General features: G+C 38.1%; 29 protein-coding genes and 5 pseudogenes. 4 read left to right on the top strand and 30 right to left on the bottom strand.

The window, feature by feature from the left end; genetic code table 11:
- Positions 1–42: 42 nt before the first annotated feature.
- From ABIE66_RS12875 to ABIE66_RS12860, 4 genes are all read right to left on the bottom strand, one after another.
- Positions 43–312 (bottom strand): hypothetical protein, encoded by a 270-nt coding sequence (locus ABIE66_RS12875; RefSeq protein WP_289324990.1) that lies wholly within the window; start codon positions 310–312, stop codon positions 43–45.
- Between the two features lie 255 nt (positions 313–567).
- Positions 568–771 (bottom strand): hypothetical protein, encoded by a 204-nt coding sequence (locus ABIE66_RS12870; RefSeq protein ID WP_370014955.1) that lies wholly within the window; start codon positions 769–771, stop codon positions 568–570.
- A 213-nt stretch (positions 772–984) separates the two neighbouring features.
- Positions 985–1284: a contact-dependent growth inhibition system immunity protein gene (locus ABIE66_RS12865; RefSeq protein WP_370014954.1), complete on the bottom strand. Its 300-nt coding sequence runs from the start codon at positions 1282–1284 to the stop codon at positions 985–987.
- Positions 1285–1350: 66 nt separating this feature from the next.
- Positions 1351–1809, bottom strand: a complete 459-nt coding sequence (locus ABIE66_RS12860; RefSeq protein ID WP_370014953.1) for an RNase A-like domain-containing protein — start codon at positions 1807–1809, stop codon at positions 1351–1353.
- Between the two features lie 57 nt (positions 1810–1866).
- Here ABIE66_RS12860 and ABIE66_RS12855 point away from each other — a divergent pair.
- A pseudogene (locus tag ABIE66_RS12855) lies at positions 1867–2160 on the top strand (IS66 family transposase); the annotation flags it as partial.
- 575 nt (positions 2161–2735) lie between these two features.
- Here the strand turns inward: ABIE66_RS12855 and ABIE66_RS12850 are convergent.
- The 16 genes and pseudogenes from ABIE66_RS12850 to ABIE66_RS12775 all read right to left on the bottom strand — a co-directional run bounded on the left by ABIE66_RS12850 (position 2736) and on the right by ABIE66_RS12775 (position 14737).
- Entirely contained in the window at positions 2736–4124 is a 1389-nt protein-coding gene (locus ABIE66_RS12850; protein ID WP_370014952.1) for a M28 family peptidase, read from the bottom strand.
- Positions 4125–4843: 719 nt separating this feature from the next.
- Entirely contained in the window at positions 4844–5299 is a 456-nt protein-coding gene (locus ABIE66_RS12845; RefSeq protein WP_370014951.1) for an immunity protein YezG family protein, read from the bottom strand.
- A 21-nt stretch (positions 5300–5320) separates the two neighbouring features.
- Positions 5321–5968, bottom strand: coding sequence for a DNA/RNA non-specific endonuclease (locus ABIE66_RS12840; RefSeq protein ID WP_370014950.1), 648 nt, complete (start codon positions 5966–5968; stop codon positions 5321–5323).
- A gap of 332 nt (positions 5969–6300) precedes the next feature.
- Positions 6301–6567 (bottom strand): immunity protein YezG family protein, encoded by a 267-nt coding sequence (locus ABIE66_RS12835; protein ID WP_370014948.1) that lies wholly within the window; start codon positions 6565–6567, stop codon positions 6301–6303.
- The gene (locus ABIE66_RS12830) at positions 6537–6752 is read right to left on the bottom strand and encodes an immunity protein YezG family protein (protein WP_289316537.1); all 216 of its coding nucleotides are present in this window, start codon (positions 6750–6752) and stop codon (positions 6537–6539) included. The genes ABIE66_RS12835 and ABIE66_RS12830 overlap by 31 nt, the downstream gene beginning before the upstream one ends.
- A gap of 230 nt (positions 6753–6982) precedes the next feature.
- The gene (locus ABIE66_RS12825) at positions 6983–7453 is read right to left on the bottom strand and encodes an SMI1/KNR4 family protein (RefSeq protein ID WP_370014947.1); all 471 of its coding nucleotides are present in this window, start codon (positions 7451–7453) and stop codon (positions 6983–6985) included.
- A gap of 19 nt (positions 7454–7472) precedes the next feature.
- Positions 7473–7910 carry an SMI1/KNR4 family protein gene (locus ABIE66_RS12820; protein ID WP_370014946.1) on the bottom strand — a complete coding sequence of 146 codons (438 nt, stop codon included), beginning with the start codon at positions 7908–7910 and terminating at the stop codon, positions 7473–7475.
- Positions 7901–8815, bottom strand: a complete 915-nt coding sequence (locus ABIE66_RS12815) for an HNH endonuclease (RefSeq protein ID WP_370014944.1) — start codon at positions 8813–8815, stop codon at positions 7901–7903. Before ABIE66_RS12815 ends, ABIE66_RS12820 begins: the two co-directional genes overlap by 10 nt.
- A 487-nt stretch (positions 8816–9302) precedes the next feature.
- Complete coding sequence (locus ABIE66_RS12810; RefSeq protein WP_370014942.1) at positions 9303–9791, bottom strand: hypothetical protein; 489 nt, start codon at positions 9789–9791, stop codon at positions 9303–9305.
- Positions 9772–10170 (bottom strand): AHH domain-containing protein, encoded by a 399-nt coding sequence (locus ABIE66_RS12805; protein WP_370014940.1) that lies wholly within the window; start codon positions 10168–10170, stop codon positions 9772–9774. Before ABIE66_RS12805 ends, ABIE66_RS12810 begins: the two co-directional genes overlap by 20 nt.
- Before the next feature lie 637 nt (positions 10171–10807).
- Positions 10808–10963 (bottom strand): annotated as a pseudogene (locus tag ABIE66_RS12800) (hypothetical protein); the annotation flags it as partial.
- A 41-nt stretch (positions 10964–11004) separates the two neighbouring features.
- The gene (locus ABIE66_RS12795) at positions 11005–11553 is read right to left on the bottom strand and encodes a T6SS immunity protein Tdi1 domain-containing protein (RefSeq protein ID WP_289324986.1); all 549 of its coding nucleotides are present in this window, start codon (positions 11551–11553) and stop codon (positions 11005–11007) included.
- 19 nt (positions 11554–11572) lie between these two features.
- Complete coding sequence (locus tag ABIE66_RS12790) at positions 11573–13531, bottom strand: polymorphic toxin type 15 domain-containing protein (protein WP_370014938.1); 1959 nt, start codon at positions 13529–13531, stop codon at positions 11573–11575.
- Complete coding sequence (locus ABIE66_RS12785) at positions 13528–13818, bottom strand: YwqI/YxiC family protein (RefSeq protein WP_053344261.1); 291 nt, start codon at positions 13816–13818, stop codon at positions 13528–13530. The genes ABIE66_RS12790 and ABIE66_RS12785 overlap by 4 nt, the downstream gene beginning before the upstream one ends.
- Positions 13818–14246 carry a DUF5082 family protein gene (locus ABIE66_RS12780; RefSeq protein ID WP_230156211.1) on the bottom strand — a complete coding sequence of 143 codons (429 nt, stop codon included), beginning with the start codon at positions 14244–14246 and terminating at the stop codon, positions 13818–13820. Before ABIE66_RS12780 ends, ABIE66_RS12785 begins: the two co-directional genes overlap by 1 nt.
- Positions 14247–14488: 242 nt before the next feature.
- The gene (locus tag ABIE66_RS12775) at positions 14489–14737 is read right to left on the bottom strand and encodes a hypothetical protein (RefSeq protein WP_370014936.1); all 249 of its coding nucleotides are present in this window, start codon (positions 14735–14737) and stop codon (positions 14489–14491) included.
- Positions 14738–15192: 455 nt separating this feature from the next.
- Between ABIE66_RS12775 and ABIE66_RS12770 the strand changes: the two genes are divergently transcribed.
- Entirely contained in the window at positions 15193–15603 is a 411-nt protein-coding gene (locus ABIE66_RS12770) for a hypothetical protein (protein WP_289316544.1), read from the top strand.
- Positions 15604–15775: 172 nt separating this feature from the next.
- Here ABIE66_RS12770 and ABIE66_RS12765 read toward each other — a convergent pair whose 3' ends face one another.
- The 7 genes from ABIE66_RS12765 to ABIE66_RS12735 all read right to left on the bottom strand — a co-directional run bounded on the left by ABIE66_RS12765 (position 15776) and on the right by ABIE66_RS12735 (position 21776).
- Positions 15776–16072, bottom strand: coding sequence for a hypothetical protein (locus ABIE66_RS12765; RefSeq protein WP_289316545.1), 297 nt, complete (start codon positions 16070–16072; stop codon positions 15776–15778).
- Between the two features lie 344 nt (positions 16073–16416).
- Positions 16417–16632, bottom strand: a complete 216-nt coding sequence (locus ABIE66_RS12760) for a hypothetical protein (RefSeq protein WP_289324978.1) — start codon at positions 16630–16632, stop codon at positions 16417–16419.
- A 249-nt stretch (positions 16633–16881) separates the two neighbouring features.
- Positions 16882–17907 (bottom strand): serine hydrolase domain-containing protein, encoded by a 1026-nt coding sequence (locus ABIE66_RS12755; RefSeq protein WP_370014934.1) that lies wholly within the window; start codon positions 17905–17907, stop codon positions 16882–16884.
- A 142-nt stretch (positions 17908–18049) separates the two neighbouring features.
- The gene (nadE, locus tag ABIE66_RS12750; RefSeq protein WP_370014933.1) at positions 18050–18880 is read right to left on the bottom strand and encodes an ammonia-dependent NAD(+) synthetase; all 831 of its coding nucleotides are present in this window, start codon (positions 18878–18880) and stop codon (positions 18050–18052) included.
- 34 nt (positions 18881–18914) lie between these two features.
- The gene (locus ABIE66_RS12745; RefSeq protein ID WP_289324975.1) at positions 18915–20384 is read right to left on the bottom strand and encodes a nicotinate phosphoribosyltransferase; all 1470 of its coding nucleotides are present in this window, start codon (positions 20382–20384) and stop codon (positions 18915–18917) included.
- Between the two features lie 61 nt (positions 20385–20445).
- On the bottom strand, positions 20446–20997 hold the full coding sequence (locus ABIE66_RS12740) for a cysteine hydrolase family protein (protein ID WP_289324974.1): 552 nt from the start codon (positions 20995–20997) through the stop codon (positions 20446–20448).
- Between the two features lie 14 nt (positions 20998–21011).
- The gene (locus ABIE66_RS12735) at positions 21012–21776 is read right to left on the bottom strand and encodes an NUDIX domain-containing protein (RefSeq protein WP_289324973.1); all 765 of its coding nucleotides are present in this window, start codon (positions 21774–21776) and stop codon (positions 21012–21014) included.
- Positions 21777–22373: 597 nt separating this feature from the next.
- Here ABIE66_RS12735 and ABIE66_RS12730 point away from each other — a divergent pair.
- Positions 22374–22543 (top strand): annotated as a pseudogene (locus ABIE66_RS12730) (IS6 family transposase); the annotation flags it as partial.
- Between the two features lie 39 nt (positions 22544–22582).
- Positions 22583–23074 (top strand): annotated as a pseudogene (locus ABIE66_RS12725) (FAD-binding oxidoreductase); the annotation flags it as partial.
- Positions 23075–23533: 459 nt separating this feature from the next.
- On the opposite strand, the pseudogene ABIE66_RS12720 reads toward ABIE66_RS12725, so the two are convergent.
- The 3 genes and pseudogenes from ABIE66_RS12720 to ABIE66_RS12710 form a co-directional block, all read right to left on the bottom strand.
- Positions 23534–23838, bottom strand: a pseudogene (locus ABIE66_RS12720) (VOC family protein); the annotation flags it as partial.
- A gap of 216 nt (positions 23839–24054) precedes the next feature.
- The gene (locus tag ABIE66_RS12715; RefSeq protein WP_370014932.1) at positions 24055–25152 is read right to left on the bottom strand and encodes an L-dopachrome tautomerase-related protein; all 1098 of its coding nucleotides are present in this window, start codon (positions 25150–25152) and stop codon (positions 24055–24057) included.
- A gap of 411 nt (positions 25153–25563) precedes the next feature.
- Positions 25564–25947 (bottom strand): VOC family protein, encoded by a 384-nt coding sequence (locus tag ABIE66_RS12710; RefSeq protein ID WP_370014931.1) that lies wholly within the window; start codon positions 25945–25947, stop codon positions 25564–25566.
- Positions 25948–26336: the final 389 nt, after the last annotated feature.

Here is a 26336-nt window from a genome sequence, read left to right as displayed (position 1 = left end):
TTTCTCATTTTTATATATCCTAAATTTTTCAACAACCATTTTTCATAACATTTCTTTATTTAATTTTTCAGATTTATGTAATTCTACAAGTAATGAATTTTGATAGTCACTATAACTATCCATATAAGCCCTTATACTTCCGATAATATTTATTTCTTTTATATCTTCATTATTCTCTAATACTTCCAATGCATTCTTATATCTTTTATATATTAGTTGTAAAACACCACTATTTATTTCACTACAATAATCTTTTTCAAGCTTATTTATCACCAATTTTATTTGTTCGATTAACTGCTCTCGCTTATCCATTAAATCCACTCTACATGTTTAAAATAGATTTTGTTTTTGAATTCGTTGCAAAGTAATGTAGTAATAAAGAGTGGGTGGTCTATATTCGTCAACTGACTGATTATATAGTATTGATTTATTAAGTAGCTCTTTAAGGAAGATAATAACTTTTTAATTCACAGTTACTTACCTTATTTTCATAATTTTTAAAGTTACCTGTAAATCAGCGTTCATTTCATTAATTTTTTCTATCACAAACTTTTCCTCCTTATTCAACTACAAGCATGTTACTTTCGATAATACGACGATTAAGGATATACGGAGAAGTACTTTTACTTTGCTGATTTCTCTACCGAAAGCTTGAACCTTCTGAACCTGCTTTTGCGCAAATTCCTTGCTGTAAGGGACAAACTTTGTACCACTTGCTACTTTATCTGCGACATTCGCCGCACCTGCCACCCCATCGATTCCAAGTGCCATCATCAATCCGTTCTGGCGCTGTTCCTCGGTCAGTTGGTTGCCGAATATGTCTTTGCCGGTGACCGCTTCTCCGAGGCCGTTGGCTGCGAGGAGTCCGTATATCCCGTATTTGGTTTTCTGGAGGCTATAGTCCTTCAGTCAATTATAATAAAAGGACCTTAACAACATATGTTAAGGTCCTTTTATTTTCCACCCAAGGTTTTCAAAAAAATTCTATTTTGATTTCACAGCTTCTTTTATTTGTTCTACGACTTTATTAAGCCACTGTATGGGAGTTAATCCAATTGCGGGAAAATAAATTTCAGCATTAGTTTGAATATAGTTTTCCTTTTCTTGTTTTGTTCTATTACTAGTTAAAAATTCTTCACAATACTTTATTGTAAAAAGCAAACATTCTTTATTAGCTTCGTTTATAAACTCATCTAATGCTTGTTTAGGCGAACTAATATCCTGGTGGAATGTTCCACTTAAAAAATCTTCTAACTCTTCTAAGTAATCATAACTTTTGTCCATTTAAATTCCTCGCTTCTTTATTTTTTTGGATATCCTGTTAGAATAAAATTACCGTTTGAATCCTTTTTAAGTACAATTTTTGCGTTTGTTACATTTTCTACAACTTCGGAGTTTCTTGATACCAATTATCTCTCCAACACCCTTGTATCTTAATGGTAATGTAGGTCTACTATTAGGGTCAGAAAGCCATTTTTGTATTTTCTCAATATTTTTGGGGTTGTTTAAGACTGTATAAGCAACTTTCTCAGCTGTTGCCCTATCTATAAAAGTAGAAGAACCAGTAATTCTTGGATTATATCTTATTCTTTCTAATAATTCTTCATCAGTTTTCCCAACATGTCTTTCAATCAAATGCCCACCTCTTGACTCATATACAGCCAGTCCACCACCAGGTGCAAGAGAACTCTTATCTCCTGGTTTTACATTATCTATACCCTTAGAAATACTCTCCCCTGAAACACCCTCTACTTTGCTATCCTTAACCGTAAATTTCTGAAAGGCTTGCTTAATTGTCTGCTTTTCCATCACAACTTGGGGAAGGCTTGGTCCTCCTGGGAGGGAAACTTGTTTCACACTTTTGAAGCTTTTTTATTGGACGGGCATTTAGAAATCGACAACAACAGAAGTGAACGTTCCATTAAGCCGTTTGTGATTGGGAGAAAAAATTGGATGTTTTCTAATACACCGCGAGGTGTTAGAGGGAGTGCCATCATGTATAGTGTGGTTGAAACGGCAAAAGAGAACGATTTGAGTCCCTATCATTATCTTCGCTATTTGTTTGAGACGCTGCCAAATATGGATCTAACGAATAAAATAGAAATAAATAAAGTCTTGCCGTGGTCATCTAGTTTACCCTCGGCATGCAGAGTACGATAAAAAGTGAAGCAAACAAAACATAGTCCCGAAATACACCACCCATGTAGTATTTGGGGGCTACTTGACGTTCACTTATGGGGTCAGCTGTTGGACAGCTGATTAATAACTATACATCGAATTTGAGTTTACTTAACACGGTTATGTTTGTATTTCTCATTTTTATCTTTGGTTCATTCACAGTTAGAACATGGCTATATTACTTGCGACTTAGAAAGCGTTATGAATTTAGTTTGTAACCTAAAATTTCAAAAAACAGCTCATCCTTTAAAGTTTGAGCTGTTTTTGGATTTCTATCTATTGATTGTTGAAATTATTTCTGTGAAGTAGTATTGGAGAGGTACACTGATAATATTGAGTATTTACAGTGGGAATGGTATTGGAGTTGGATAAGCATGTATGTTTTATTACATATTTCATATAGGATTTTCACTAGACTTAGAGCTTAGAAATAGTGAAAAAATTAAGCACGAGGCGCTGGCCGATAAAAGGAAGAGAGCATCTGTAAACTACACAGCTGCCCTCCTGATTTTCTCCAAGATCCATTATTAATCTCGTAATTCTGTACAATGAAGTATTTAATCTACCGGACGGTCATCAAAATCATAGTCTACCGTGCCAGGAGCTACACGTGCATTTGTTAATGCCGGAGTTTCCGGACGGGCAATTTGATACACACTGGCACCAACAATTTCAGCTGCTTGCTGCAATTTTTCTTTCGATATCTTATCCAGTGTATCTGTAGGCTGGTGATACCAAGGCTCTACAGGGGAATGGATAAACAAGGCGGATGGAATGCCAAGCTCATGGAATGGTTGGTGGTCACTCCTGCCCAGTTGTCCATAAGGAATCGCAACATCCATCGTTCTGGCCCCTGCTGAGGAACCCAGGTCCGTCACAAGGTTTTTCATTCCATCAATGGTATACATAATCAAACCACCTGCAGGATTATCCTCGCCAGCATCACGTCCGCCTATCATATCCATTTGGAAGTGAGCCACCATGCGGTCTACATCCTCTTTGGGAAGGGAATCTGCATAGAAGGATGATCCAACGAGCCCTCTTTCCTCAGATCCGAACGTGAGGAAGCGAATTTCAGTGTCAATTGGCGTTTTGGCCAGGATCCTTGCCAGTTCCAGCACAGCTGATACACCCGAAGCATCATCGTTTGCACCAGGGCCGCCCGGGACAGAATCATGATGAGCTCCAACAGTCACGATTTGACCATTATCCTTATTGGCTTTTGGTTTTAGGGAAGCGATGACATTGTAGGATGTCTTTTCGATTCTTTCAGCTTTTCCCACTTCCAGAGTGGACGTGATTTGTTTAGTTTTAAGCTGTTCGACCAACTCTAACCCTTGGGCTTGTGTAATGGCTACAGCAGGTATATTTTGCCCCGCTGATACTTGTCCGAAATTATTTCCTGATGGTGAGTTGTTGTACATTAAAACGCCAACCGCTCCTTTATTTAGGACATTCTGAACCTTTTCAACAAAGGTAATGTCCCCACGTTCAACTAGTGCAATTTTCCCAGATACATTTTCTCCAACTTCCTCTGGCTTTGCTTTTCTAACATTAACAAGTTCGGCCGTTACCTTCCCGCTGATACTGCCGCTAATGGCACGCGGTGTTCCTCCTAAATCACTGTCACCAATTTTCACTTTTACATTTTGCACCGTATCATAGATGGGAAAAGGCTGAACCTTTGTTTCAAAACCAAGACTCTTAAACTGACTTTCTATGTATTTGACTGCACGGAGCTCCCCTTCTGTACCAGCAGCCCTCGGTTGCTCTGATAGATAGGCAATCGTATTATACATATCGTCCGCACTAATTTTTTTGATAACTTTGTTATCAAAAGCTGTGTCAGACTGGGCATTTGTTGCCCCGTTTGTTTGTGCGAATACTGTACCAGTTGATAGAACCATACCCGCAGCTAATAGTACTGTTAGTGATTTTCTATACATATAATCCCTCCTTCTTCATAATCTTCCTAATTATGTATTTAACTGAATATTTTGTAAATGCGTCATTAGTCTTTAAATTCCTACTATCAATTGGTGTCTGACACCCGCTCTTGTTTTAGGATGCTTCAGCATCCGTTGGCAGGCTCGATGCCTGCCTTATAATCAAGAAAAAACGTAGGTTTTTTCCTTCCATAATATCAATACCGGTTTCATGTTCCATTTGTTCATCATTAAATGCAAATTGTCCATCATTATTAACTTTTGCTTGTACTTCTTCAGTATCATTAAACGCATACTATTATTGGATTAATTTTCTATTTCACCTTACCCTGAAACCATTGTTAAAGATAGTTCCCTTCTTTCCTCTACTCTCGTAATACACTGTTCACAGTCATTACAGTCTATTTACAGGACAATAAGAATTTAACACTTAGTGTATTATAAAAATTATAGTGCTCTTTTAATTTTTAACGCTAAAAAGCACTCGTTGCCTTTAGTAGACAATCAAGCGCTTTAAGTTCATTTTCTAAATAAAACATTAAGTTTCATGTTTTTATGGTGACAGTATGACATCTATGAGGGGTCCTATCTATTAAAATGTTATCCCGCCCTATTCTCGTTCTTATTGCCTAATATTAAAATTACATTGACACTCCTTGAAGGTACAACCTAGATGAGTCATGAATTCAAATTAGAGCATATCTTTAACTGGAAACAATTTAAAGGTTGTTATTTTTTAACTCCTCAAACCACTCATTAGCAATATGATGGGCCGTTTTAATATCGTCATTAGTATATACTAAATCATACTTGTATTCAGCTTTAAAGTTCCCACTCTTAACATCATATATTAATTTCATCTCAGTGGGCATATCTCTTTCATATTCTTTGCACAATACTTTTATTTTTTCAGTATTTTCATTGATAATATCAAGTACCATAAACCCTCGTTCTGCAGACACATCATATCTTTCTTCCCCATTTTCCAATGCATCATTCAATTTATGAGACTTTACATACTTATTGTTAATCAAATAAAAGAAACTGCTCGAAATAATTCCTTCTTCACATGAAGCATAAACATATACTTTATCAGCTCTATCTTCAACATATTCCATACATATGGATATCATATCTGCTTGCAATTCACTAAATATATCTTCAAATTCTCTCATACTACTTTTTCACTCCTTTGATTAATTTTTAAGATTTGCAGAACCAAACTCACAATCAATAGTGTATCTGACTATAAATTTCTCTGGACGCATATCGTTCCCAGAGTAAATTATATTAACATCAACTGTTACTTTTTTGGGAGGTGTTTCTTTTAGAGTTGCAGCCCATATTTCTTCAAGTTTCTTATATTGCTTCAAATTAACATCAGATAATTGCGAAACCAAATTATCAATTTTAGGTGAGCCTCCAAACCTATCACCTGCCAAATGCCCTGCATAGTCTTGACCTTTTACTTTACCTGGTGTATTTTTGCTGTGTGACAATCTGTCTTTTCTTTCTGTTAATTGTAAATTTTCTGTTTCAAATTTTGTAATCCTACCTAAATTATCTGTTTCATATAAGTAATCATACTCTCCAGTTTTATACCTAATATCAGGCTTTAACCTATTTTTTCTACCATTTGTAAACTGTTGCCCTTTGTCGATAAATGTTTTGACTTCACTTACTCCAGAATTATCTTTACGCGTACCCTTAGGAATAATCTCCCCTGAAACAGCCTCTACTTTGCTATCCTTAACCGTAAATTTCTGATAGGCTTCCTTAATTGTCTGCTTTTCCATTACAACTTGGGGAAGGCTAGGTCCTCCTGCGAGGGAAACTTGTTCCACACTTATCCGTTTAGGAATTTCTTTTTTACCTAGTTCTTCACCTATATTTTTTAATGTTGTTTTTCCTCGATCTCTCTATGTCTGTTATTGTAGCTTTTACATACTGAACCTGCTTTTGCGCAAATTCTTGCTGTAAGGGACGAACTTTATACCACTCGCTATTTTTTTCTTAGCCATCTTGCCTGAAGTAATTCTATATGATTTTAAGTCCTCACGGCCTATTATCTGAGGAACCGATATGGCTTAAGATGATACATATTCATATCAACAATGAAAAGACCTTAACTTTTGCGTTAAGGTCATACAAAAGAACAAGCTTTTCTTGTCCTTCATTATTCTTTCTTAAGGTATTCTTCTAAAATACTTTTATCATATTCAGATTCAGGTAAAATACCCAAATGAGTATATTCCCAAATAACCCTTCTTTCGTGGTCATCTGCATCTGATAGATCTACATAATCATAATCAACCTTAAATTTTCCTGTACTTTCTAAAGTAAAAGTTAAATTGGTCCATTGTTCTTGATTATTCTGTTTAAATTCTTCTGATAAGTCTTTTAAGATCTTTATTAACCTCCGCCATGTTTCTCTATGCTCCATTCAACTAATATGTAATTAAGGTATATCATGGATATATATGAGGTTATCATTAAAATTAAGTGATAGAAAATGAACGCTGTCCCTGTCCCCACAGTAATTTCTCCATACAAAATTACTTTACTCCACTCTCCTGGAATTATCTCATTTACAGTTTGAGCTATTTTTTGGTAGTTTGATTCATTCAATTCTTTTACTCTCCTGCTCTAAAAAAGACGCTACCTGATAAGAGTAAAGTTTTGGTTTATTTTGTATAAAAGGTCAAAAGAATTATAACCATGGCTAATAGCTTTTAATATCATTCATAAAAACGAACAAATTGAAGAATAGCATCAGAAAGCGTTGATGATAGTGCTTGGAATCCACCGGGTTCTATATATTAATTGTTGTATTTTCGCACCCAATATTCAGACTTTATTTACTTTGCGACAAATAAATTGTCCATGAACTCTTTAAAATTTCCAGATATCGGTTTAATAAATTCTTTCCTTAATTCATTATCCTCCTCAAAGTAGTCCATGTCACAAAAATAAACTTTACCTTTTTGTTCTCTATCTAAAGATAAACAGATTAAACTATTAGCCGGATCTAATCCTATAGGGAGAAAATCTTTCGGTACAATCCTGCTTTCATTATACTTAATGAAATTACTTTCTAAATTTTCTTCTATTTCACTAGATAAAGGGAAAAATAGTATAATCGAGGAAGTTATTGTTCGATCTTCTGTTTGAAATCTTCTATTTACCGCTTTTCCACCATTATTAGATAATAAAAATTTACTGAAATCTTCCGGTAGTACTAAATGAAATTTTTTCTCGAAATTTTCAAGTTCACTTACTGTAATATTTTTAAATGTATATTCAAATGTATATTCAAATTTATATTCCATTTTATTTTTGCTCCCCCATCTACTTTGTATCTTCTAAAGAATACATTTGCTCTAGCAAATCACTAAATGTATCACACACTAATGATAACGCTTCTTCTTCATGATTGAAGAAAATTATTTTGGGAGAAGGATAATTATTTCGATAATCAAAACATAAGTAGTTTCCAAATGGATCTCTGGCAAAAGGCACAATCCCTTTTAACGTTGGACTAGAAAATAGCTCATAAAACATCCCTATATTTATATCATTATCAGTAAAGCTAATTAAATCATTAAATACTCCCTGTTGCCCTTCACCAAAATTAAAGATATTAGGCTCTGGAAAACCTCCGTTATATCTCATAACACACATTTTGTAGTCATCAGGATATTCAATCTCAAACACTCTTTCAATCGAAGCAATTACACCCTCATCGGGTTTTTCTTCCTCTACAAATAGCCACTTTTTTAATCCCATGTTACCATCTCCAGAATTTCTTTTTTTATAATACCTTTTCTGCCCGATTCACCACCGCCCCATATAGCTCTTCCACCAGTATGTCCGGCTGCTTGGTGTTCAAAATAATCCACAATTTGCATTCTACCTGTTTCCTGATGATGATGCCAAGTAAGTGTTTTAGGAACTCTACCTTCTTTTAACACTTCATATTCTTTCGCTGTGAACTTTTCAGCTAGTTCTGGATTGCTTATAATTTCTTCAGATAAGGTTTTAGATAAATATTCAAATTGTGCAGCATCTGTTTCTAAAAAATATTTTTCTGGTAAGTAAATTTCAAATTTTAATTGAAAAATTGGGTATCCATCTTTGTCATAAATTACTTTATATTCTTTTCCATTTTTGTTTGAAATAAAAGTGTACAGTGTAGTTCCGTCTTCATTACGTTCTTTATATTTATAATTTCTTGGTTGGTTAGGTCTTCTTGTATATGCTGGTAGATTTCTAACTGCTTCAACCATCGCATCGTCAGCCTTTGCCTGGTTTACAGTAGACAGTCTCTTCACCGCAAACTTCTGTACGATATCCTTAATCGTCGTTTTATCAAAAGTGACATGCTTGTAGTTGTTTCCATACGCCGTGGCTAACTCTTCGACCCTGATACGAAGAGGTACTTCCACATTACCGATTTGCCGGCCGAATGCTTTTGCCTTTTGAACCTGCTTTTGCGCAAATTCCTTACTGTAAGGGACGAACTTTGTTCCACTAGCTACTTTATCGGCAACCTTCGCCGCACCAGCCACACCGCAGATTCCGAGTGCCATCAACAGCCCATTCTGGCGCTGTTCCTCGGTTAGTTGGTTGCCGAACATGTCTTTGCCTGTGACCGCTTCGCCAAGGCCGTTGGCTGCGAGGAGTCCGTACAAATCGCATTTGGTCTTTTGGATGATATGTTAGCTGAGGATTAATTTTCTTTTCTACTTTCCCATAAAGCCCACAACTTGGGAAAGGCTTGGTCCTCCTGCGAGGGAAACTTGTTTCACACTTATCAGTTTAGGAATTTCCTTTTCACCTAGTTCTTCACCTATATTTTTTAACGTGGTTTTTCCTGATCTCGCTATGTCTGTAATTGTAGCATGAACCTTCTGAACCTGCTTTTGCGCAAACTCCTTACTGTAAGGAATGAACTTTGTACCACTCGCTACTTTTTTCTAAGCCACCATGTCTGAAGTAAATCTATATGATTTTAAGTCCTCACGGCCTGTTATCTGAGGAGCCAGATATGGCATAAGATGGTACATATTCATATCAACAATGAAAAGACCTTAACTTTTGCGTTAAGGTCATACAAAAGAACAAGCTTTTCTTGTCCACCCTTATTCTTTCTTAAGGTATTCTTCTAAAATACTCTATTCATTTTTTCAATTTATACGCAACAATTTTCCCATCTGGATAATCACCATTCCAACCGCAAGGAAAAGCACCGAATTCATATATGTCAAATAATTCTTCAAAAAAGGAACTATTCTTTCCGTTTATTGCTCTATTGATAGCACAATTAGTAAGATCAGCCACAACATCGTTATAAAATATATTATATTCAAATGGGCTTTCTCTTACATTCTTAGAGATTATTTCTAATAATGCTTCCAATCCCTCCGGCTTTTCATCTTCTGGCATTGCATAATAACTACCCCAAACTTCACTCATTTCTAATTCCCTGATATCTTTCCAATTATATTCGTCTTCACCAAATATTTCATCATAAGCTAAGTGCTCTGCTGTTTTTATATCATTAATAAAAACAATTTTATCTGAAATATTATTAGGAAGTTCTCCTTGAAAATTTTTTGAAAACTGTATCACTTCTTCAACAAAATTATTATATATACCATAATTCATTACTTATTATACCACCTTTCCCATAGGTCGACTGTTGCTCCCCCTCCTCTTTTCCATACAGGGTTACAATCTCCTTTTCCATTCTTTCAATTTTATACTGTTCCAACCCAATTTCTTTTATCCTCTTAAGCTCAATTTCAAGATAAGCATCTTTCATGTATAATGGTAATCCCTTTTCTTGAAGTGTTCTTAACTTTTGTTGCAATTCAAAAACTTGCATTTCTATTTTAGATATATCTTGACTAACATCTATTTCGTCTAATTTTTTTCTTGCAAAATTACTATAAACTGAGTGATATCCTTTATGTCTAGAAGTTGTACTAATATCAGCATCAGGTACTCGAAGAAAAAATCCATTTGAGGCATCGTCCATATCCATTCCTATTTTTATTAATACAGGATGACTTCTAAATTCCTTTGGAATAATATGTTATGCTTGATAGGGCGTTCTTTCTGTAGTTTTAGGTATACCCATTTCTTCAAACATATTTTTCCCTCATTTTGTAGAACTACCTCCTGTCACCTTTCCAGGACTACCAGGAATAAGCCTTTTAACTTCACCCGTACCCTTAGAAATACTCTCCCCTGAAACAGCCTCTACTTTGCTATCCTTCACCGTAAATTTCTGATAGGCTTACTTAATTGTATGCTTTTCCATCACAACTTGGCGAAGGGTTGGTCCTCCCGCGAGGGATACTTGTTCCACACTTATACGTTTAGGAATTTCCTTTTTACCTAGTTCTTCACCTATATTTTTTAACGTGGTTTTTCCTGATCTCGCAATATCTGTTATTGTAGCTTGAACCTTCTGAACCTGCTTTTGCGCAAACTCCTTACTGTAAGGAATGAACTTTGTACCACTCGCTACTTTTTTCTAAGCAACCTTGCCTTGAAGTAAATCTGTATGATTTTAAGTCCTTACGGCCTATTATCGGAGGAGCCCGATATGGCGTAAGATGATCCATTTTCATATTTCAACAATGAAAAGACAAAAGACCTTAACTTTTGCGTTAAGGTCATTCAAAAGAACAAGCTCTTCTTGTCCTCCAATATTCATTCTTAAGGTATTCTTCTAAAATATTCTTATCATATTCAGATTCATGTAAAAGACCCAAGGAAGTATATTCCCAAATAACCCTTCTTTCGTGATTATCTGAATCTGATAGATCTTCATAATTATAATCATAATCTTTTCAACTTGATTGGTTCTCCCTTATTCGATTGGTCCCATGAATTGAGTAATCAGATAAATATGTTCAATAAGTTTCACCTTTTTCAGGTTTTCCACTTTATCTGGTCCACCTAATCCAAGGAGAGGGGTATAACCAAAACATTCATCAAAATTTGGTTCTCCATATTTATCAACTGCTTCAGGATAAGGATTCCAATCTAATTCTTCAACAATAAAGCTATTATCATTTAAATCATCTAGAAAAAAGTCAAAACCAGCTGAAATAACATTTACATTCCCTTTTCTAAAATTTAGCAAGTTTAAATATCTTCCTTTTTCCCAAACAATTATATCGCCCATAGATGTAGCAAATAACGGAATAGCATCTTCGCTTCTTATATATACATCTTTTAAAAGTTCTTCAAATACATCAGGGTTTACCAATTTTAAATAACCTTTTAATATACTCCCAAACCCGTATTGCCTCCATATTTCTGTTATTTGTTCTGGTATCTTCTCTTTATATTTATCGATGACTTCTTTATCAATTTTTTCTTCTAATATAAATCCTTCAAATACATTATTTGACAAATTATTCTCCCTCCAATAATTAATTCATTAATTTAACATTTAAATATGTTGATTTTCTTTCTGATTCAACCATGGTTTTTGATAGCTCTCTTATTTGTTCATCTAATACATCTATTCTGTATTTCCATTGAGAACCAATAGAAGAATTAACTTTTTTATCCCCCATCCCACCTATATTAATAGGATTTCCTCCCGCAATTTGATCCGGGTTATGGAGAGCAGCTTGAGTTTCTAACCATTCATTTGCTTTTTTGTTTGCGTCTTGTCTAGACAATCCTTGTTTACGTAATTCTAAAACTTTTTCTTTTAAAGCTTCTTTTCTAGCAAGTTTTTGAGCTGCATTGCCTTCTAAAGCTCTTCCTTCTTCTATATATCTTTCTCTATTCTTTAAATACTCTTCAATAGTTAAATCATTCAACCCTTTTTCTTGGTCTTTTAACTGTCTTGCAAATTCTTCTGCATTGTGTTTTGGATTTTGCTTGAACATAACCTCTATTTCTGAGATTCTTTGGACATGGTATAACATGCCTGTACCCTTACCACCATCACTCTTCACCGCAAACTTCTGTACGATATCCTTAATCGTCGTTTTATCAAAAGTGACATGCTTGTAGTTGTTTCCATACGCCGTGGCTAACTCTTCGACCCTGATACGAAGAGGTACTTCCACATTACCGATTTGCCGGCCGAATGCTTTTGCCTTCTGAACCTGCTTTTGCGCAAATTCTTTACTGTAAGGGACGAACTTTGTTCCACTCGCTACCTTATCTGCGACCTTCGCCGCACCTGCCACACCGCCGATTCCTAGTGCCATTAGCAGGCCGTTCTGGCGCTGTTCCTCGGTTAGTTGGTTGCCGAACATGTCTTTGCCGGTGACCGCTTCGCCGAGGCCGTTGGCTGCGAGAAGTCCATATATCCCGTATTCGGTTTTCTGGAGGAGGCTAAAGCCTTTTGTCGTTTTATAGGCATCGAGCGCGTGGTTCGCTGCGTTGAGTCCTTTGGCCGTTTTGTATAGGGCGCTGCCGCCTTTGATGGCCCGGCCGGCCCAGCCGACAACTGGGATGAAGCCAGCGGCGGCCATGGCGCCAGCGGCGATTCTTTCGGCATCGGACAGCTTGCGGCCCGTTACTGGATCGACTCCGGTTGAGGCCCTGATTGAATCATAATATCCCGTGAATTCCCCTGTAAAGGTTTTTGTCGTATCCCAGGCTTTTTCATACCACGGGCGGTTTTCGAGTTCTTCCATTTCACGTTCGATTTTCTGGGCTTCGGCTTGTTGCTTTTTGAAGGTCTGATAGTCTTTCATCTGACCGGCGACTTCATCCTTCACTTGATAGATGTCACTATTCTTGAATGCCGATTGGTTGAACGTCATCGGCGAAACGTTGCCGTCCTGTTTGGTGGCATCAAGCAAGGCGCGGAAGAGGCCTACGGCCACGTTTTCCTGCCCGACGGACACATCATATTCCTCGACCAATTGCCGGTCGACATTCTCGACCTTTGTCACGGTGTCATCCAGTCTCTGTCCGGCCAGCGTGATTTTTTCATTAAAGTCATTTTGGTTGAACATATCAAGAGGAAGGATATCGTCAATGCTGTTCAGGATTCTTTGAAGATCGCTCGCTTGTTCATCGACAAGCGACTTCGCTTGGTTAATGCCGGTCGAGACTTCGCCATCTAAAAAGGGAACCTCGACCACCGTATTTCCGGATAGATCCGCCTCTTCCAGGCTGGCTGGAATGCCTTCCAAAAAACTGATCTGGGTAGTGAAAAGTTCCATCCAGGCGTCCGCCACCTCGATTTGCGCTTCATAGAAGCTTTTGATGGCGGTGGCACCAGCACCTTGAAACTCATTATCCAAGCCAACGATGCCCTGAAATTCCTTTTTCAGGGCTGCGACTTCTTTCTTTAATTCTTCATATTGCTTGGCACGCGACTTGGTTGCGGCCGTCAATGTCTTGGCTTCATATATTTTCATCGCGGCTGATACCCATGTGAAGACGTATGGGCGATGGCTTCATCTTGTTCTTTTAATAAGTCAATGTTGGCACGGGTATCTTCCACATTTTTCTGGACGATTTTGATATATTGCTCAAAGACCTTCTCCAGGTTCGTTTCCCGATCGATCCACTTCGAGGTGAATTCCAATTTATTGTTGCCAAGTTCGCCTGCCGGCAGATTTCCGAGCGTGACTGTACCAAGTGCCGTCTTCACCTGATCGACTTGCTTCGTTACGGCAGGATGATTCAGTTTGATTGTCGTCATTAAAACAACCGCCTTTTTAAATCTGATATTTTGCTTTCCAGCTGCTCAAATGCCTCTTCGCCTTTACTTAAAAGGTGGTCGGCCTCTTGGGCTATATTCCCCGCTATGCTCAGAAGCGTATTCTCGGCATTTAACTTTGTAATCATCGCTTCGATTTTCCATTGATAATCGTCATAATCGTCATGAATGATACTGAACATCACATTATAGGCATCATGACGGGCTTCCTGAAAATGATCTGAGCGCTGCCCTGTCCAGCTGCCACCTAGCTCAGGGTCTTTTATTTTCCTGATCTCGTTAAGGCACATACTCTGTTCTCTTATAATATCGTTTTTCGCATCTACCAAACGTTCAATTTTCACATTTAAATCAGCTTTTTTACCGGAGATAGCAGAGTGTATATTACTCAATATATCTGCATATACCATGAAACTCACCTCAAAAACAGTATATTCCTACACTAACTGTCATATTTTTCTTATTTATCATTATAAGGATTATAGTCCGAGAGTTAAATAGGGAAAAATATGCTATTTTATCAGTTAAAAGAGAAGTTTGGCATACAAAAGTTTCATACATACCATATTCTTTATACCCTGGATTTTACCAATTTTAAACAATAAGTAAAAAATGTCATCTCGTTAGATCCCCTATAAAAATTTCAATCACTTTATTCAAACTGCCCCAGACTATACCTGTTCATCAAATCACCCTGAACAAACTCCCTGCAAGTGGAAGATAGATGTGACCGTTGAGGATGTATTAGATCTCCAAAAGGCAAATCACCGACAAATTTAACTTCGCCTTCAAAATTCTGTCCGGATTCAGCATCAAAACCGATTACTTTCACAAAGCAAGTTTTGTGTCCGGTTTTCATAAAATCAATTACCGTTAACACATGATTATGTACATCATTCATTCTTTTTAACCTCCAACCATGAAAATCTTAAGTAAGGATAAGATTATACAAATTATTCTTTACTAACCTTATAAATAAAGAAACCGATCAAAACAATCATCGCTAAGATCGCTAAAGGCATTAAAATATTGGACATAGGTACACCTACTTCCCATGAAAAAACTTATTCTTTATTTTTCTATGTATTTTGACTGATCTATTCACGATTAACTATACCTTTATTTTGCTGTCATTGCATGTCTTGACTTTCCAAGTCATCACTTATGCTTTTCTTATGTTTCCCAATAAAACGCGAAAGAATGAAACACTTATATAGTAGAAGATTTACTCGCCTTAGCATGTTTATGTTTGCATATTACGTTAATCTAAGGTCAGCATTTACACCCCCGAAAACCAGCCCCCTCTTCTATATAGATTTATAACCTGCTATAATCTAGGGATTGGAGGTGTGAAAAATGAAAGAAATCATCCAGATATTAGCCGAAGTCGTCAATAATCTTCACGATTTCATCTTATTCTTTGTGAGTGACACATTGAATTCAAATGCAACGGACAAAGATCTGCATTTTTGGATAATGGGAATCATCGGTATCATCATATTTTTGTTCGTGTTATTTTTATCTAATTTAATTTCCCGGATGCGTTTTGGGATTACGATACTCTCTTTCCTTTATACCTTTACTGTCATGGTTGTTTTAGTATTTGCCATTGAAATACAGCAAGCCCTTACCAGCAGAGGGAATATGGAATTTCAAGATGCGGCTATAGGTCTTTGGGGGTTCATCGTATTTTTCATGGTTTTTGCTGTACTATCATCCATATTCCTTTTAGTGAAGAATTTTTTCAAGCAATCAAAAAAAAGGTAACGATAGGTCACCTTACTTAAGATTTTCCTTATGGACATTCAATCAGGATGATCTTTGAAATTCGGATTTTGCATCGGGAATGATAAACTCTCTGTAGCATCATCTTAAATCAGATTGGAAAGGTTACAGAGAAGCGGATATGAGGCGGGGTAAAATAAACATATACTATCATTTACTTCGGTTCACTTTCATTGAATAAATCAATGCTAAACAGATTAAAAGAATCGTCGTCATTAATTCGTTCTTGATCATTTCCGGATATTTCAGAACTATTTTCCCTGCGACGGCGATTTACTTCACGTAATTCCGCTTCCAGAAACTCCGCTTGACCATGGGAAAGCTTGATCGTAATTTCATTATTATTTTGATCATCTGCAGCTTTCAAGAGGACATAACTATCCGCTGCATTACGTAAAGTCACATTGCTTACTGTTAAGTTCATGTTCGCGAGTTCATATCTTGCCTTCATAACGTAAAAAGAACCTCCATCGGAAAATACCGGTTAGAATATTGTATATTAAATATACTCTACTTCAAGATATCTAAATATACAAATCCTTTGTTTGATATTTTAGGTCTATAAAAGCTTCTTTCCCTATATACGGAATGACGTTTCAGACTATAGTTTTTAAAAAGGGGCATCTCACGCCACAAAGGTATGCGATGAGTCTTTCTGTCCAAATATTTCTCTTTAATTTATTTTGTGCCATTCCGATCAGCTGGCTTGCATGAGAACTATATCCATATAGGTATAAAATCAGAAAATGTTATTTTCATTGGTTATAACTCCCTCCTTAAATAAGACAAGACCGTTTAAACGGTCTTGTCTTCATCGCATTTTTCTTCATATTCAAAATTATGTTTTGTATCTTGTGCCGGGTGTTCTCTTTTAACATCTTCTTTTTTCCCCATTAACATGTCATCGTATGGTGTATACATGTTAGAAGGCGTTTTCTTTTTAAAAATTATTCTGTAACCAATCAGGACTATAATGCCAACTACTATTATTATAAATAAAGAAGAAACCATACATATCCCCCTCAAATTATCATAATACCATATTATAACATAAGGCATGAGGGGCAATTTCACTATCGTATTCCTTCCATTTCTCTTTCAGCACTATTTTGTCGATTTGTAGAAAACCTTTATTTACAACGATTAGGGGCTATTTTTTGCACTGTTCCGTATTTGATTCGAGTAATTAGGATAGCGCTTTTTAAACTAGGTATTTAAATGAAGGATGGAACCTTTCCCTATCGATATGGTTTCATTTGTTTATAATTCTTTCTCGATTGCGCGGGCAATATCGTATGGACCCATGCTTTCATTTGAAACAATGACCGTTTTCATCCGATTTGCCGGATATACCGCAGAATGGAAACTTACACCGGGGTCATATCCCATAATATGATATTTGAATATCCCATCATTTTTTTTACTAATCCATATACCATACCCATAGTATTCCCCTTCATCTCCCGTAGAAATATGGGGTTCCAATAAAAGATTGGTAAATTCTTGATTCAGTAACTGATTGGAAAATAACCCTTCCCAAAACCTGAACATATCTGTTGTGGAAATATACGCCCCTCCATCCGCTCCACCTTTGATCGGAAGGGAATAAACATTCGTTCTCCATGCTCCATTTTCTTCGCCAATGTACCCTAATGCAGTATTTTTAGGAAGCTGGTCCATGGAAAAATAACCGGAATTCTTCATTTCACAAGGTAGAAAGATATTTTTATTGATATATTCAGAAAATTCGAGTCCGGTTAGTTCCTCAACAATCAATCCCAATACAATATAGGCAGCATTATTATAATGAAATCTTCCCCCGGGTTGGAACATCATCACGCCATCTTGAAACATTGGCAGGAAATCTTTTAATCTTTTTATATGGTACATCGGATTTTTCTGCCATAGCTCTTCAAAATCCTCCATCACTTCTTCATCAAAGTAATCAGGAATGCCGGAAGTGTGTGTTAAGAGGTGATGTATGGTTACATTTTGATGGAAATTAGGAAACACCCTCGGAAGACAGTCTTGAAGTTTAGACTCAACGCTAAGTTTCCCTTTTTGTATTAACTGGCAAATGGCGATCGCGGTAAACAGTTTACATCCAGAAGCAATTCCGAACCTTGTTTCAGTCGTATTCATAATCTCATCCGATCGATTGGAATAGCCATGTGCTGAGCTATGGATCAGATCATCTCCCACTTTCACACCAACTACACCCGAGAAATCAATTTCCTTGCTTGTTTCTTTAATAAGCCTGGATAAATCCATTTGTAGAGTCGACATTTAGTTTTCCCCTTTGCTGGTAAAATTTTTAATTACTGATGTGTTAGCAAAGGTGATAGTAGTGGTCTTGTAAAAAAACACCCGCACCTTAAGAGATGCAGGTGTTAAATTTCTTTAACTAGTCTCGGCTTCACACGTTCTTTTATTTCCACCAAGTATCATAAACGTTTATGGCTTCATTGCGTTTATGTTCGGTTTTTGTATACCATCCTTCGATGATTTCGGCAGCTTCCGTCCTGATTTCCTTGCCTTCAAGGTAATCATCGATTTCATCGTAGCTAACGCCTAAAGCGACTTCATCAGGAAGTAACGGTTTGTCATCTTCTAAATCGGCCGTTGGTATTTTCGTATAAAGACGCTCAGGAGCACCGACGAATTTCAGGATTTCTTTTCCTTGCCTTTTATTTAAGCGGAATAATGGAATGATATCCGCTGCACCGTCACCATGTTTCGTAAAGAAACCTGTGATCGCTTCAGCTGCATGGTCCGTACCAAGCACGACGCCTTTATAAAGTCCGGCTAAATCATATTGTACCTTCATTCGCTCACGTGCTTTGACATTTCCCCTTAAGAAATTCGATAGCTTTTCAGAAACTGCTTCTTCCACAGCTTTTACTGATGCATCCACCGCTTCCTTGATGTTGACTGTAACCGTTTGGCTGGGCTTGATGAATTTTAAAGCCAGCTGCCTGTCATCTTCATCAGCCTGTACTCCATATGGCAAGCTTACAGCAACAAACTTATAGTCGCTACCATTCGTTTTTTCATTCAATTCATTGACAGCGGTTTGGGCAATATACCCCGCCAGTGTTGAATCTTGACCACCAGATATTCCAAGTACAAAGCTTTTCAGAAACGTATTTTTCTTCATATACCCTTTTAATAGATCAACACTTTTCCTGAATTCGACTTCAGGATCGATCGTTGGTTGGACAAGTAATTTTTTTACGATTTCTTTTTGTAATGGACGCATTGGCATAGCCCCGCTTTCTAATAAAATAGATTGGTCATTTCGTTAGCATTCTTTCTACATTGGCTTTAACTTCATCTATATTCCTCATTTTATTATCCCAACAATCCTGGCTGAGATCTACCGGGTATTCCTCTGGATTAAGTGCACGAAGGTACTCCGGCCATAATACTTGGAGGTTTTTTTGCGTGAAGGCCTTGATTTCATCTATGGTTGGCAATTCATAAATCAAGCTGCCATCCTTGAAAATATCCACATGCAGATCAACCGCATCGAAATCCGTGACGAATTTACTTAGGAAGGTATGGACAGGATGAAACATTTTTAATTTTTCCTGTTCCTGCGGCTTCTCATATTCCATCGCCAAATAATCACCTTCAGCATGATGGTTCACTTTATTGATGATTCGATATACTCGTTTTAAGCCAGGTGTCGTAACCTTTTCAGGGTTAGAAGAAATTTTGATGGTATCTCTCATATTCCCATCTTCGCCCTCTATTGAAACCATTTTATAAACAGCACCGAGCGCTGGCTGGTCATAAGCCGTAATCAATTTGGTTCCGATTCCCCAAATGTCAATTCTTGCTCCTTGTTGCTTAAGGTTGATGATCGTATATTCATCCAGGTCATTGGAAGCGACAATCTTCGCATCATGGAAGCCTGCAGCATCAAGCATACGTCGTGCTTCTTTAGATAAGTAAGCTAAATCACCGCTGTCAAGACGGACGCCAATGAAATTGATTTTATCGCCCAGTTCCTTGGCAACACGGATTGCATTCGGGATGCCTGAACGCAAAGTATCATAGGTATCAACCAAGAATACACAGTCTTTATGGGAAACAGCGTATTTATGGAAAGCCGTATATTCATCTTTATAAGCTTGGATCATGGAATGGGCATGCGTTCCTGAAACCGGAATGCCGAACAGCTTTCCAGCACGTACATTACTAGTGGAATCAAAGCCGGCAATATAGGCCGCTCTCGCTCCCCAAATTGCAGCATCCATTTCTTGCGCCCGTCTTGAACCGAATTCAAGGGCAGATTCTTCACCGATGACCTGTTTGATGCGCGAAGCTTTTGTTGCCACGAGTGTGTGATAGTTCACAATGTTGAGCAACGCCGTTTCTATTAGTTGAGCCTCGCCAAGTGGTGCCTCCACCCGTAAAATCGGTTCATTGCCGAAGACGAGCTCTCCCTCTTTCATGCAACGGATCGCTCCCGTGAAACGGATGTTCTGCAAATATTTCAAAAATTCTTCATCGTAGTGCAGGTCCGTTTTCAAATAGTCGATATCACTTTCCGAGAAGGAAAAGTTTTGAAGATAATGGACAATTTTTTCAAGTCCCGCAAAAATCGCATATCCGCTATTAAATGGAAGCTTTCTGAAAAATATCTCGAAAACTGCCTTTCGGTCATGTGTTTTGTCCTGCCAATAAGTTTGGGCCATATTGATTTGGTAAAGGTCAGTGTGTAATGCGTAACTGTCGTCGTTGTACTTTTTTTCCATGGATAGTTCCTCCCAAAAGAGAAGCATTCGCTTCCCTTCTATTCTGTTGCGTGAATCGTTATTATAGAATGGTGGCTCCAAGAGATCCTTTAAAATGTCCAAGCGCCCAATGGTGACCGGCATCATTGAACGAGGCCACTGCATTTTCATATACAAAGATTTTATAGCCTAGATTATAAGCGTCGATTGCCGTATGCAAAATGCAGATATCTGTACAAACCCCGACTAAATATACATCAGTAATGTGGCGTTCCCTTAGGCGGATATCTAGGTCCGTTCCTGCAAATGCCGAATAACGCGTTTTATCTATATAATGAACATTCTTTTGATTTTTATTTGTTTCATACTCTTCTTTTAACGCCCCATATAGGTCTCTACCCATTGTACCGCTAATATTATGCGGTGGAAACAAATTCGATTCAGGATGTAAGCGGTCTCCTTCTTCATGTAAGTCAATCGCGAAGACTGTGTATTCGCCTTGTTTGATAAATTCCTTTGTTATGCTGACAAGTGCCTTCTCGATATCCTGGCCTGGCTTCCCGCAGGTCAATGAACCTCCGTCTGCCACAAAGTCATACGTATAATCGATATTGATCAATGCCTTTTTACCCATTTCACTATTCCCCCTTAGTAATAAATAGAGTCCATGACAACCTCTGCATTAAATCGGTAAAGTTGTGAAGGCCGATATGAATTACGTTTCGTTTTCTTCTGCATACCCTTTTCATCCAAGACTTTCTCCAAGAACGGGAGTTTAGGGGCTTTAGCATAAAAAAGTGAATCTGCGCTGATTTTTGCATCATCTCTAGCTGTCAGCAAAACCCGTTGCAGTTCAGAAAGAGTAAATTCATCCGGCAGGAATTTTTGGGCTATCGTCGTTTGCACCATTTCTTTTTTCATTAAGTTCATCGCGTCGTTAATGATTGTATGATGATCAAATGCAAGCTCTAATCGTAAGGCTTCCTGTATCGTGAACAATTCAACCTCGGCTGCATCGTCATTCGCTTTTCTTTGATGAAGATACTCTTCCTGGACAATTGCATAAAAAGCATTGGATATGATCCATCCCCTGGGATCGCGCCCTGGCCGGTCATAGACCCCGAAATGCTTGACATGGAATCCAGCTACGCCCGTTTCTTCTTTTAATTCTCGTTTAGCTGCTTCATAGGCAGTCTCGAAAGCATTGACAAAGCCTCCGGGCAAAGCCCATTTATCTCCTTCGACATTTGGGCGTCCTTCTTTATCTTTTGTTGCGCGTTTGATTAATAATAGCTTCAAAAACATTTCAGGCGGGGCTTTCTCTGCCGTTTTCTTCGAAGTTATAGTAAAGATCGCAATATCTGCCGTATATCCATCTGGAGTAATGTATTTCTTTTTTTCCTGCTGAGCCATGGCAACTCTCACTTTCTTTCACTAAGTATGGGATTGAGTAATTAGTAAATCATTAATTACTAATTATAGTACTCTTCCTTGTAAGATTTAGCAACTCAAAATAAGAAAAATTTTCTAATTTTTTTAAAAATCATTTATTTTAACACATGTAAATAGCCCCACCCGTACGTCTTACCCTGGCTACTGATATAATAGATTCTATTAAAAAACTGCACCTCCAATTGTTTGTTGTGTCTAACAATTGGGGTGCAGTTCATTTTTACTGGTCGACCGTATAATACGAACGCACCCTTTAGTTTAAGTAGAAAGCTTCACAATCATTTCTTTACCTAAAAAAATCCAATCCCTGAAATTTATAAGTATATTATAAAAAGACGCCTTCTTATAAAAGAAAAGCGCCCTTTAATGGAATAACTTAGATTTATCCTCGTTACTAAGAACCCCTTATTTCTAGTTCAACTAACGCAGTTTAAGAACCACTATATTTTCTAGTTTTTGAAAAGTTAAAAATTCTAATCAACAAGCATTTCATACTCAAAGCCTAAATAATTCCTGGTAAACCGGAATTGAAAACATCGATTAATTGAAGGAATATAGTCTATGTTAGGATTCAAGTCTATTGACACAGCTACATCCATTCATTTTGGAGTAGAGGCCATGCAAATGATCAAAAAAGAACAGGTTGATTTATGGAATCATCTGTCCATAATCAGAAAGAATTCGTCCATCAGTTCTGTTTCTTCTCGTTTTACATATGGATTGTATAAAGCTTTCCGCATCTTACGTTTTTAAGGAGGTATCGTCCCATGGTAAGCATAGGAGGACTAACCGGGCGTGTAATCCTGCAAGGCTCACCCCGCTATGACGAAGCAAGACAAAATTATAACGGCCGCTTTAATAAATTCCCAAAGGTGATCGTTTACTGTGAGGTCACACAGGACGTTGTCAACGCGATCCTATGGGCACGTAAGCAGCAGCTTCCTTTTCGCGTACGCAGCGGCGGACATAGCTATGAAGCATTTTCCCTCGTCGACGGTGGTCTCGTCATTGATGTCAGCGGGCTGCTAAAGCTGCAAATCAATAAAGAGGGCGGCACGGCGCAGATCGGCGCGGGGTTCCGTTTGCTACCTTTGTACGAAGCGCTTTGGAAACAAAGATTAACCATCCCATCCGGGACGTGTCCGACGATCGGTGTATCCGGAATAACTCTCGGAGGAGGATACGGGTTGTTGTCCAGGCAATTGGGAATGACCTGCGATAACGTACTCGAGGTGGAAATGGTTACAGCACAAGGCAAGATTATCCGTGCCAATGACAGTCAGCACAGCAACCTGTTTTGGGCTTGCCGTGGTGGGGGAGACGGCAGCTTTGGCGTGATCACATCCTTTACCTTTCGTGTGCATCCGATCGAGTATGTCGCTCGTTACAGAATAACATGGGACTTTGCCGATCTCGAAAAAGTGGTGCGTTATTGGCAGACGTGGGCTCCCCATACCGATGCACGTCTGACATCCCTGCTATTGGTTCCTGCGCAAAACCAGGGCGATCTCCGTTCCAGCGGCGTATTTGTCGGCTCGGAACAAGAGCTCAGGCAGATTATGCGTCCTCTGCAAGAGGCGACTCGGCCCAAGACCGCTGAGTTCCACTCCACTACTTGGATTGAAGCAGCCCGCCTGTTTGCAGGACGACAGGTAAAGCAAGACAAATTTAAACATTCTTCCGCCTATGCCTACGAACCTCTGTCAGATGCGGCACTTGGCGTATTGATCCATAACTTGCAAACCGCCCCCGGCACAGCTAATGTGATCGCGTTTGACTCCTATGGTGGTTCGATTGGCCAAGTACCCATTAAGAGCTTGGCCTGCTTCCGGCGGAGGACTTTGACGCTGCATCAAAGCACCATTATCCCAGGTTCATTCTCATCGCCAGTCACCGCTCCCAAGTAAGGCATTCCTGCGAAATCACTCCAATCTTGAAATGACCATCCAAATACCTCACCATAAAATTTCTTTGCCCATTCCATGTCATCCACATGAATTTCGAGGTGAACTAATCTTCCCATGATTACCTCCTAGTTTTGTTCAAAGTTTTTCCTCTTACCGTAAGTTGATACTTATATAGCTTCATGCCTATGGTGCTTTATTTATATTTTAAAGTCTAAGATGAAGCAGGCTTTTCAATTTGAGTTAAGTCACCTCTTTATTATAGGACGGTTGCGGGAATATCTGACAAAAAAGGCAGCTCCCAGATGGGGGATAGCTACCTTCGTTTACGATTACTATGAAAAGGTAGGAGCAGGGAATTCATCAATTCTCATACGAAGTAAACTATATGGTTTTTCCCGCAGGTCTCTTCCATAATGAAATCTCGCCTGCCGATGTAATTGATTCACAATGACATATAAGTATTGATCGGGGCCAATCGAAAAAGTATCCGGCCATAAAATTCTGGGGTCATGTGCGATGGTTTCCATTGCGCCATTCGGCAATATCTTCCGGATACTATTGTTTTCATAGTCTCCCGCATAAACGGTTCCTTTTGCGCCGGTGATCATTCCATCAGACGCACCTTTTTCCCCCCAATACTGCACATATTGGGATAAATTCAGGTCCTGTATTCTTCTGTCTCTTAGGGCTTCTGTTGAGATCGAGAACAGCTGACGGCTGGTTAGCGGAGCATAAAATAAAACCTTTCCATCAGGAGAAATCGCTAAACTATCGGAAGCCAATCTAAATGGGAAAGTTGCGCCGTCCGGGTTTCGATTCATCAAAATTCCACCTTCTACTTTCGGTAAAAAATAGGGATCAGGTGAAGTTGATATTGCCCCATTTAACCGTCTAAACGCGTTCCCATTTTCTAAATCTACGACGATAATAGCCCCTGGCCCACTGGAAGAAGAATCTGTTATATATGCATAGCCTGCTCTTCCAACCCGAAAATCCAAACGGACATCATTCAGATAAGTTGTTGGCAAGACAACATCTTCTGTAAAGGTATATACTCTCCTTATTGTATTCGTGCTTAAATCAACAGCAACTAATTTTGCTCCCCCTTGAATAGGTTCAGAAAAATTTGGTGCCCCTGTATCTAGTACCCAAAGTGTTCCTCTTCCATCAGCAACGATACTTTGGACACTGACGAAAGACATCGTAATATTTCCAGTATTAACTAAATTGGTTTCTACACTGGGATAAGGCTGTAATGCACCCTCAACAATTTCCGCCACAGTAAATTGAACATCGTCTCCCCATTTCGGAAAGCATACAAAAATACGACCGGTTTCGGAAACGCTGACACCTGTAGGCATAGCCCCATAAAAAGCATGCACCAGTTCAAACTGCCCAAAATATTTTTCCATAGGTAACATAGGTTGCATGATATCCTCCTCATCAAATCCGAACGGATATCACCTATATATGATGAAATTTTTTTGTAGTGCCTGTTTCTTGATAAATTTTTCTATCGTGATGGATGCTGTAGGTTTATTAGTCCAGGAGAAACATGGGAGTTTCGATAAAGTGATTCAAACTTCCACTGGCTCTCCAAAGACGGGGAATGAGAGCATTTGAATTTACGTTTGCAGTCAATTTTAGAACTAACATAAAAACTATTATGATTTGCTCCCGTCCAGCAGCCTGGTTAGAAAAATAAATCTGTCTCCCGCCATATGAAAAGGCAGCTTCAGCAACCTGCCTTATTGTAGAGTTGTCACAAACTGTGAAGTTAAAATGAAGTGCGAAAAAAACTTAAGTAAAGGGAGTAGTGAGCCGGCTACTCCCTAAGAACATTAACCATTACAAATCATAAGTACATTACCATCTGGGTCTTGAAAGTTAAAATAAGCAAAATTTCCAATACGCTCTATTTCTTTAACAATGGCTATGTTATTACTCTTGATAAATTGGTAAGCTTCGTCTATATCTTTTGCGTAGAAATTAAATAAGACATTATTGGATGGTTTAAATATAAAATTTGGATCAAACGTATGGTCATCTAAAGTTAATCCAGTTTCACTTGTTACAGGAATATTGTAAACAGGTGATTCTACAGAGTCATTATTTCGCGAGATGCCAAGGAGATTGCAATACCATTCAACTGATTTCTTTAAATCTTTAACATGGATAAAAACATTGTTTATTTTTCTATTAATAGGAGAACTGGCTATTTCCATTGTTTCCCACCTTTCATTGGACCTTACCTAAAGAAATTCAACAAGTTTCAAAAAATTCCTTTAGAAGTTAATCATAGTTCGAAAACACTGTGCTTGTAGAACTATCCAGCCCCGTTAGTTCATTAAGGGTACCTCCACATTCCCATCAAGCTAAGATATATTTGTATCCCCATAACGAAAAAATTCTATTTTCTATTGATTGATTTACAGAAAAAGTAGCTCTTTTTTCGTTTTGGAGTGTTTAATATTTTTTATCTTGATGGCGATGCGGTGGGGACCCCAATAAGAGGCTGTTTCAGACTGAATTTACTATCGGAAATGAATTTATAAAAGAAGACCATGACTTATAAAAAATCATGGTCTTTTCAATGCTCTAAATTTTGATAAGC

Origin of the sequence: Peribacillus sp. B2I2 (genome assembly GCF_041261685.1) — a bacterium.
GTDB lineage: Bacteria > Bacillota > Bacilli > Bacillales > DSM-1321 > Peribacillus.
This window is presented reverse-complemented; position numbering and strand designations above follow the sequence as displayed.

Bases quoted from the DNA above. Each gene is read 5' to 3' on its own strand.
- ABIE66_RS12825 (WP_370014947.1), bottom strand. From the start codon at position 7,453: ATGGAATATAAATTTGAATATACATTTGAATATACATTTAAAAATATT.
- ABIE66_RS12845 (WP_370014951.1), bottom strand. From the start codon at position 5,299: ATGAGAGAATTTGAAGATATATTTAGTGAATTGCAAGCAGATATGATA.
- ABIE66_RS12865 (WP_370014954.1), bottom strand. From the start codon at position 1,284: ATGGACAAAAGTTATGATTACTTAGAAGAGTTAGAAGATTTTTTAAGT.
- ABIE66_RS12735 (WP_289324973.1), bottom strand. From the start codon at position 21,776: ATGGCTCAGCAGGAAAAAAAGAAATACATTACTCCAGATGGATATACG.
- ABIE66_RS12805 (WP_370014940.1), bottom strand. From the start codon at position 10,170: ATGGATATGGACGATGCCTCAAATGGATTTTTTCTTCGAGTACCTGAT.
- ABIE66_RS12770 (WP_289316544.1), top strand. From the start codon at position 15,193: ATGAAAGAAATCATCCAGATATTAGCCGAAGTCGTCAATAATCTTCAC.
- ABIE66_RS12790 (WP_370014938.1), bottom strand. From the start codon at position 13,531: ATGAAAATATATGAAGCCAAGACATTGACGGCCGCAACCAAGTCGCGT.
- ABIE66_RS12860 (WP_370014953.1), bottom strand. From the start codon at position 1,809: ATGGAAAAGCAGACAATTAAGCAAGCCTTTCAGAAATTTACGGTTAAG.
- ABIE66_RS12760 (WP_289324978.1), bottom strand. From the start codon at position 16,632: ATGGTTTCTTCTTTATTTATAATAATAGTAGTTGGCATTATAGTCCTG.
- ABIE66_RS12820 (WP_370014946.1), bottom strand. From the start codon at position 7,910: ATGGGATTAAAAAAGTGGCTATTTGTAGAGGAAGAAAAACCCGATGAG.
- ABIE66_RS12765 (WP_289316545.1), bottom strand. From the start codon at position 16,072: ATGAAGGCAAGATATGAACTCGCGAACATGAACTTAACAGTAAGCAAT.
- ABIE66_RS12740 (WP_289324974.1), bottom strand. From the start codon at position 20,997: ATGGGTAAAAAGGCATTGATCAATATCGATTATACGTATGACTTTGTG.
- ABIE66_RS12785 (WP_053344261.1), bottom strand. From the start codon at position 13,818: ATGACGACAATCAAACTGAATCATCCTGCCGTAACGAAGCAAGTCGAT.
- ABIE66_RS12780 (WP_230156211.1), bottom strand. From the start codon at position 14,246: ATGGTATATGCAGATATATTGAGTAATATACACTCTGCTATCTCCGGT.
- ABIE66_RS12710 (WP_370014931.1), bottom strand. From the start codon at position 25,947: ATGGAAATAGCCAGTTCTCCTATTAATAGAAAAATAAACAATGTTTTT.
- ABIE66_RS12715 (WP_370014932.1), bottom strand. From the start codon at position 25,152: ATGCAACCTATGTTACCTATGGAAAAATATTTTGGGCAGTTTGAACTG.
- ABIE66_RS12810 (WP_370014942.1), bottom strand. From the start codon at position 9,791: ATGAATTATGGTATATATAATAATTTTGTTGAAGAAGTGATACAGTTT.
- ABIE66_RS12835 (WP_370014948.1), bottom strand. From the start codon at position 6,567: ATGGAGCATAGAGAAACATGGCGGAGGTTAATAAAGATCTTAAAAGAC.
- ABIE66_RS12775 (WP_370014936.1), bottom strand. From the start codon at position 14,737: ATGAATGATGTACATAATCATGTGTTAACGGTAATTGATTTTATGAAA.
- ABIE66_RS12870 (WP_370014955.1), bottom strand. From the start codon at position 771: ATGGCACTTGGAATCGATGGGGTGGCAGGTGCGGCGAATGTCGCAGAT.
- nadE (WP_370014933.1), bottom strand. From the start codon at position 18,880: ATGCGTCCATTACAAAAAGAAATCGTAAAAAAATTACTTGTCCAACCA.
- ABIE66_RS12745 (WP_289324975.1), bottom strand. From the start codon at position 20,384: ATGGAAAAAAAGTACAACGACGACAGTTACGCATTACACACTGACCTT.
- ABIE66_RS12875 (WP_289324990.1), bottom strand. From the start codon at position 312: ATGGATAAGCGAGAGCAGTTAATCGAACAAATAAAATTGGTGATAAAT.
- ABIE66_RS12850 (WP_370014952.1), bottom strand. From the start codon at position 4,124: ATGTATAGAAAATCACTAACAGTACTATTAGCTGCGGGTATGGTTCTA.
- ABIE66_RS12755 (WP_370014934.1), bottom strand. From the start codon at position 17,907: ATGTCGACTCTACAAATGGATTTATCCAGGCTTATTAAAGAAACAAGC.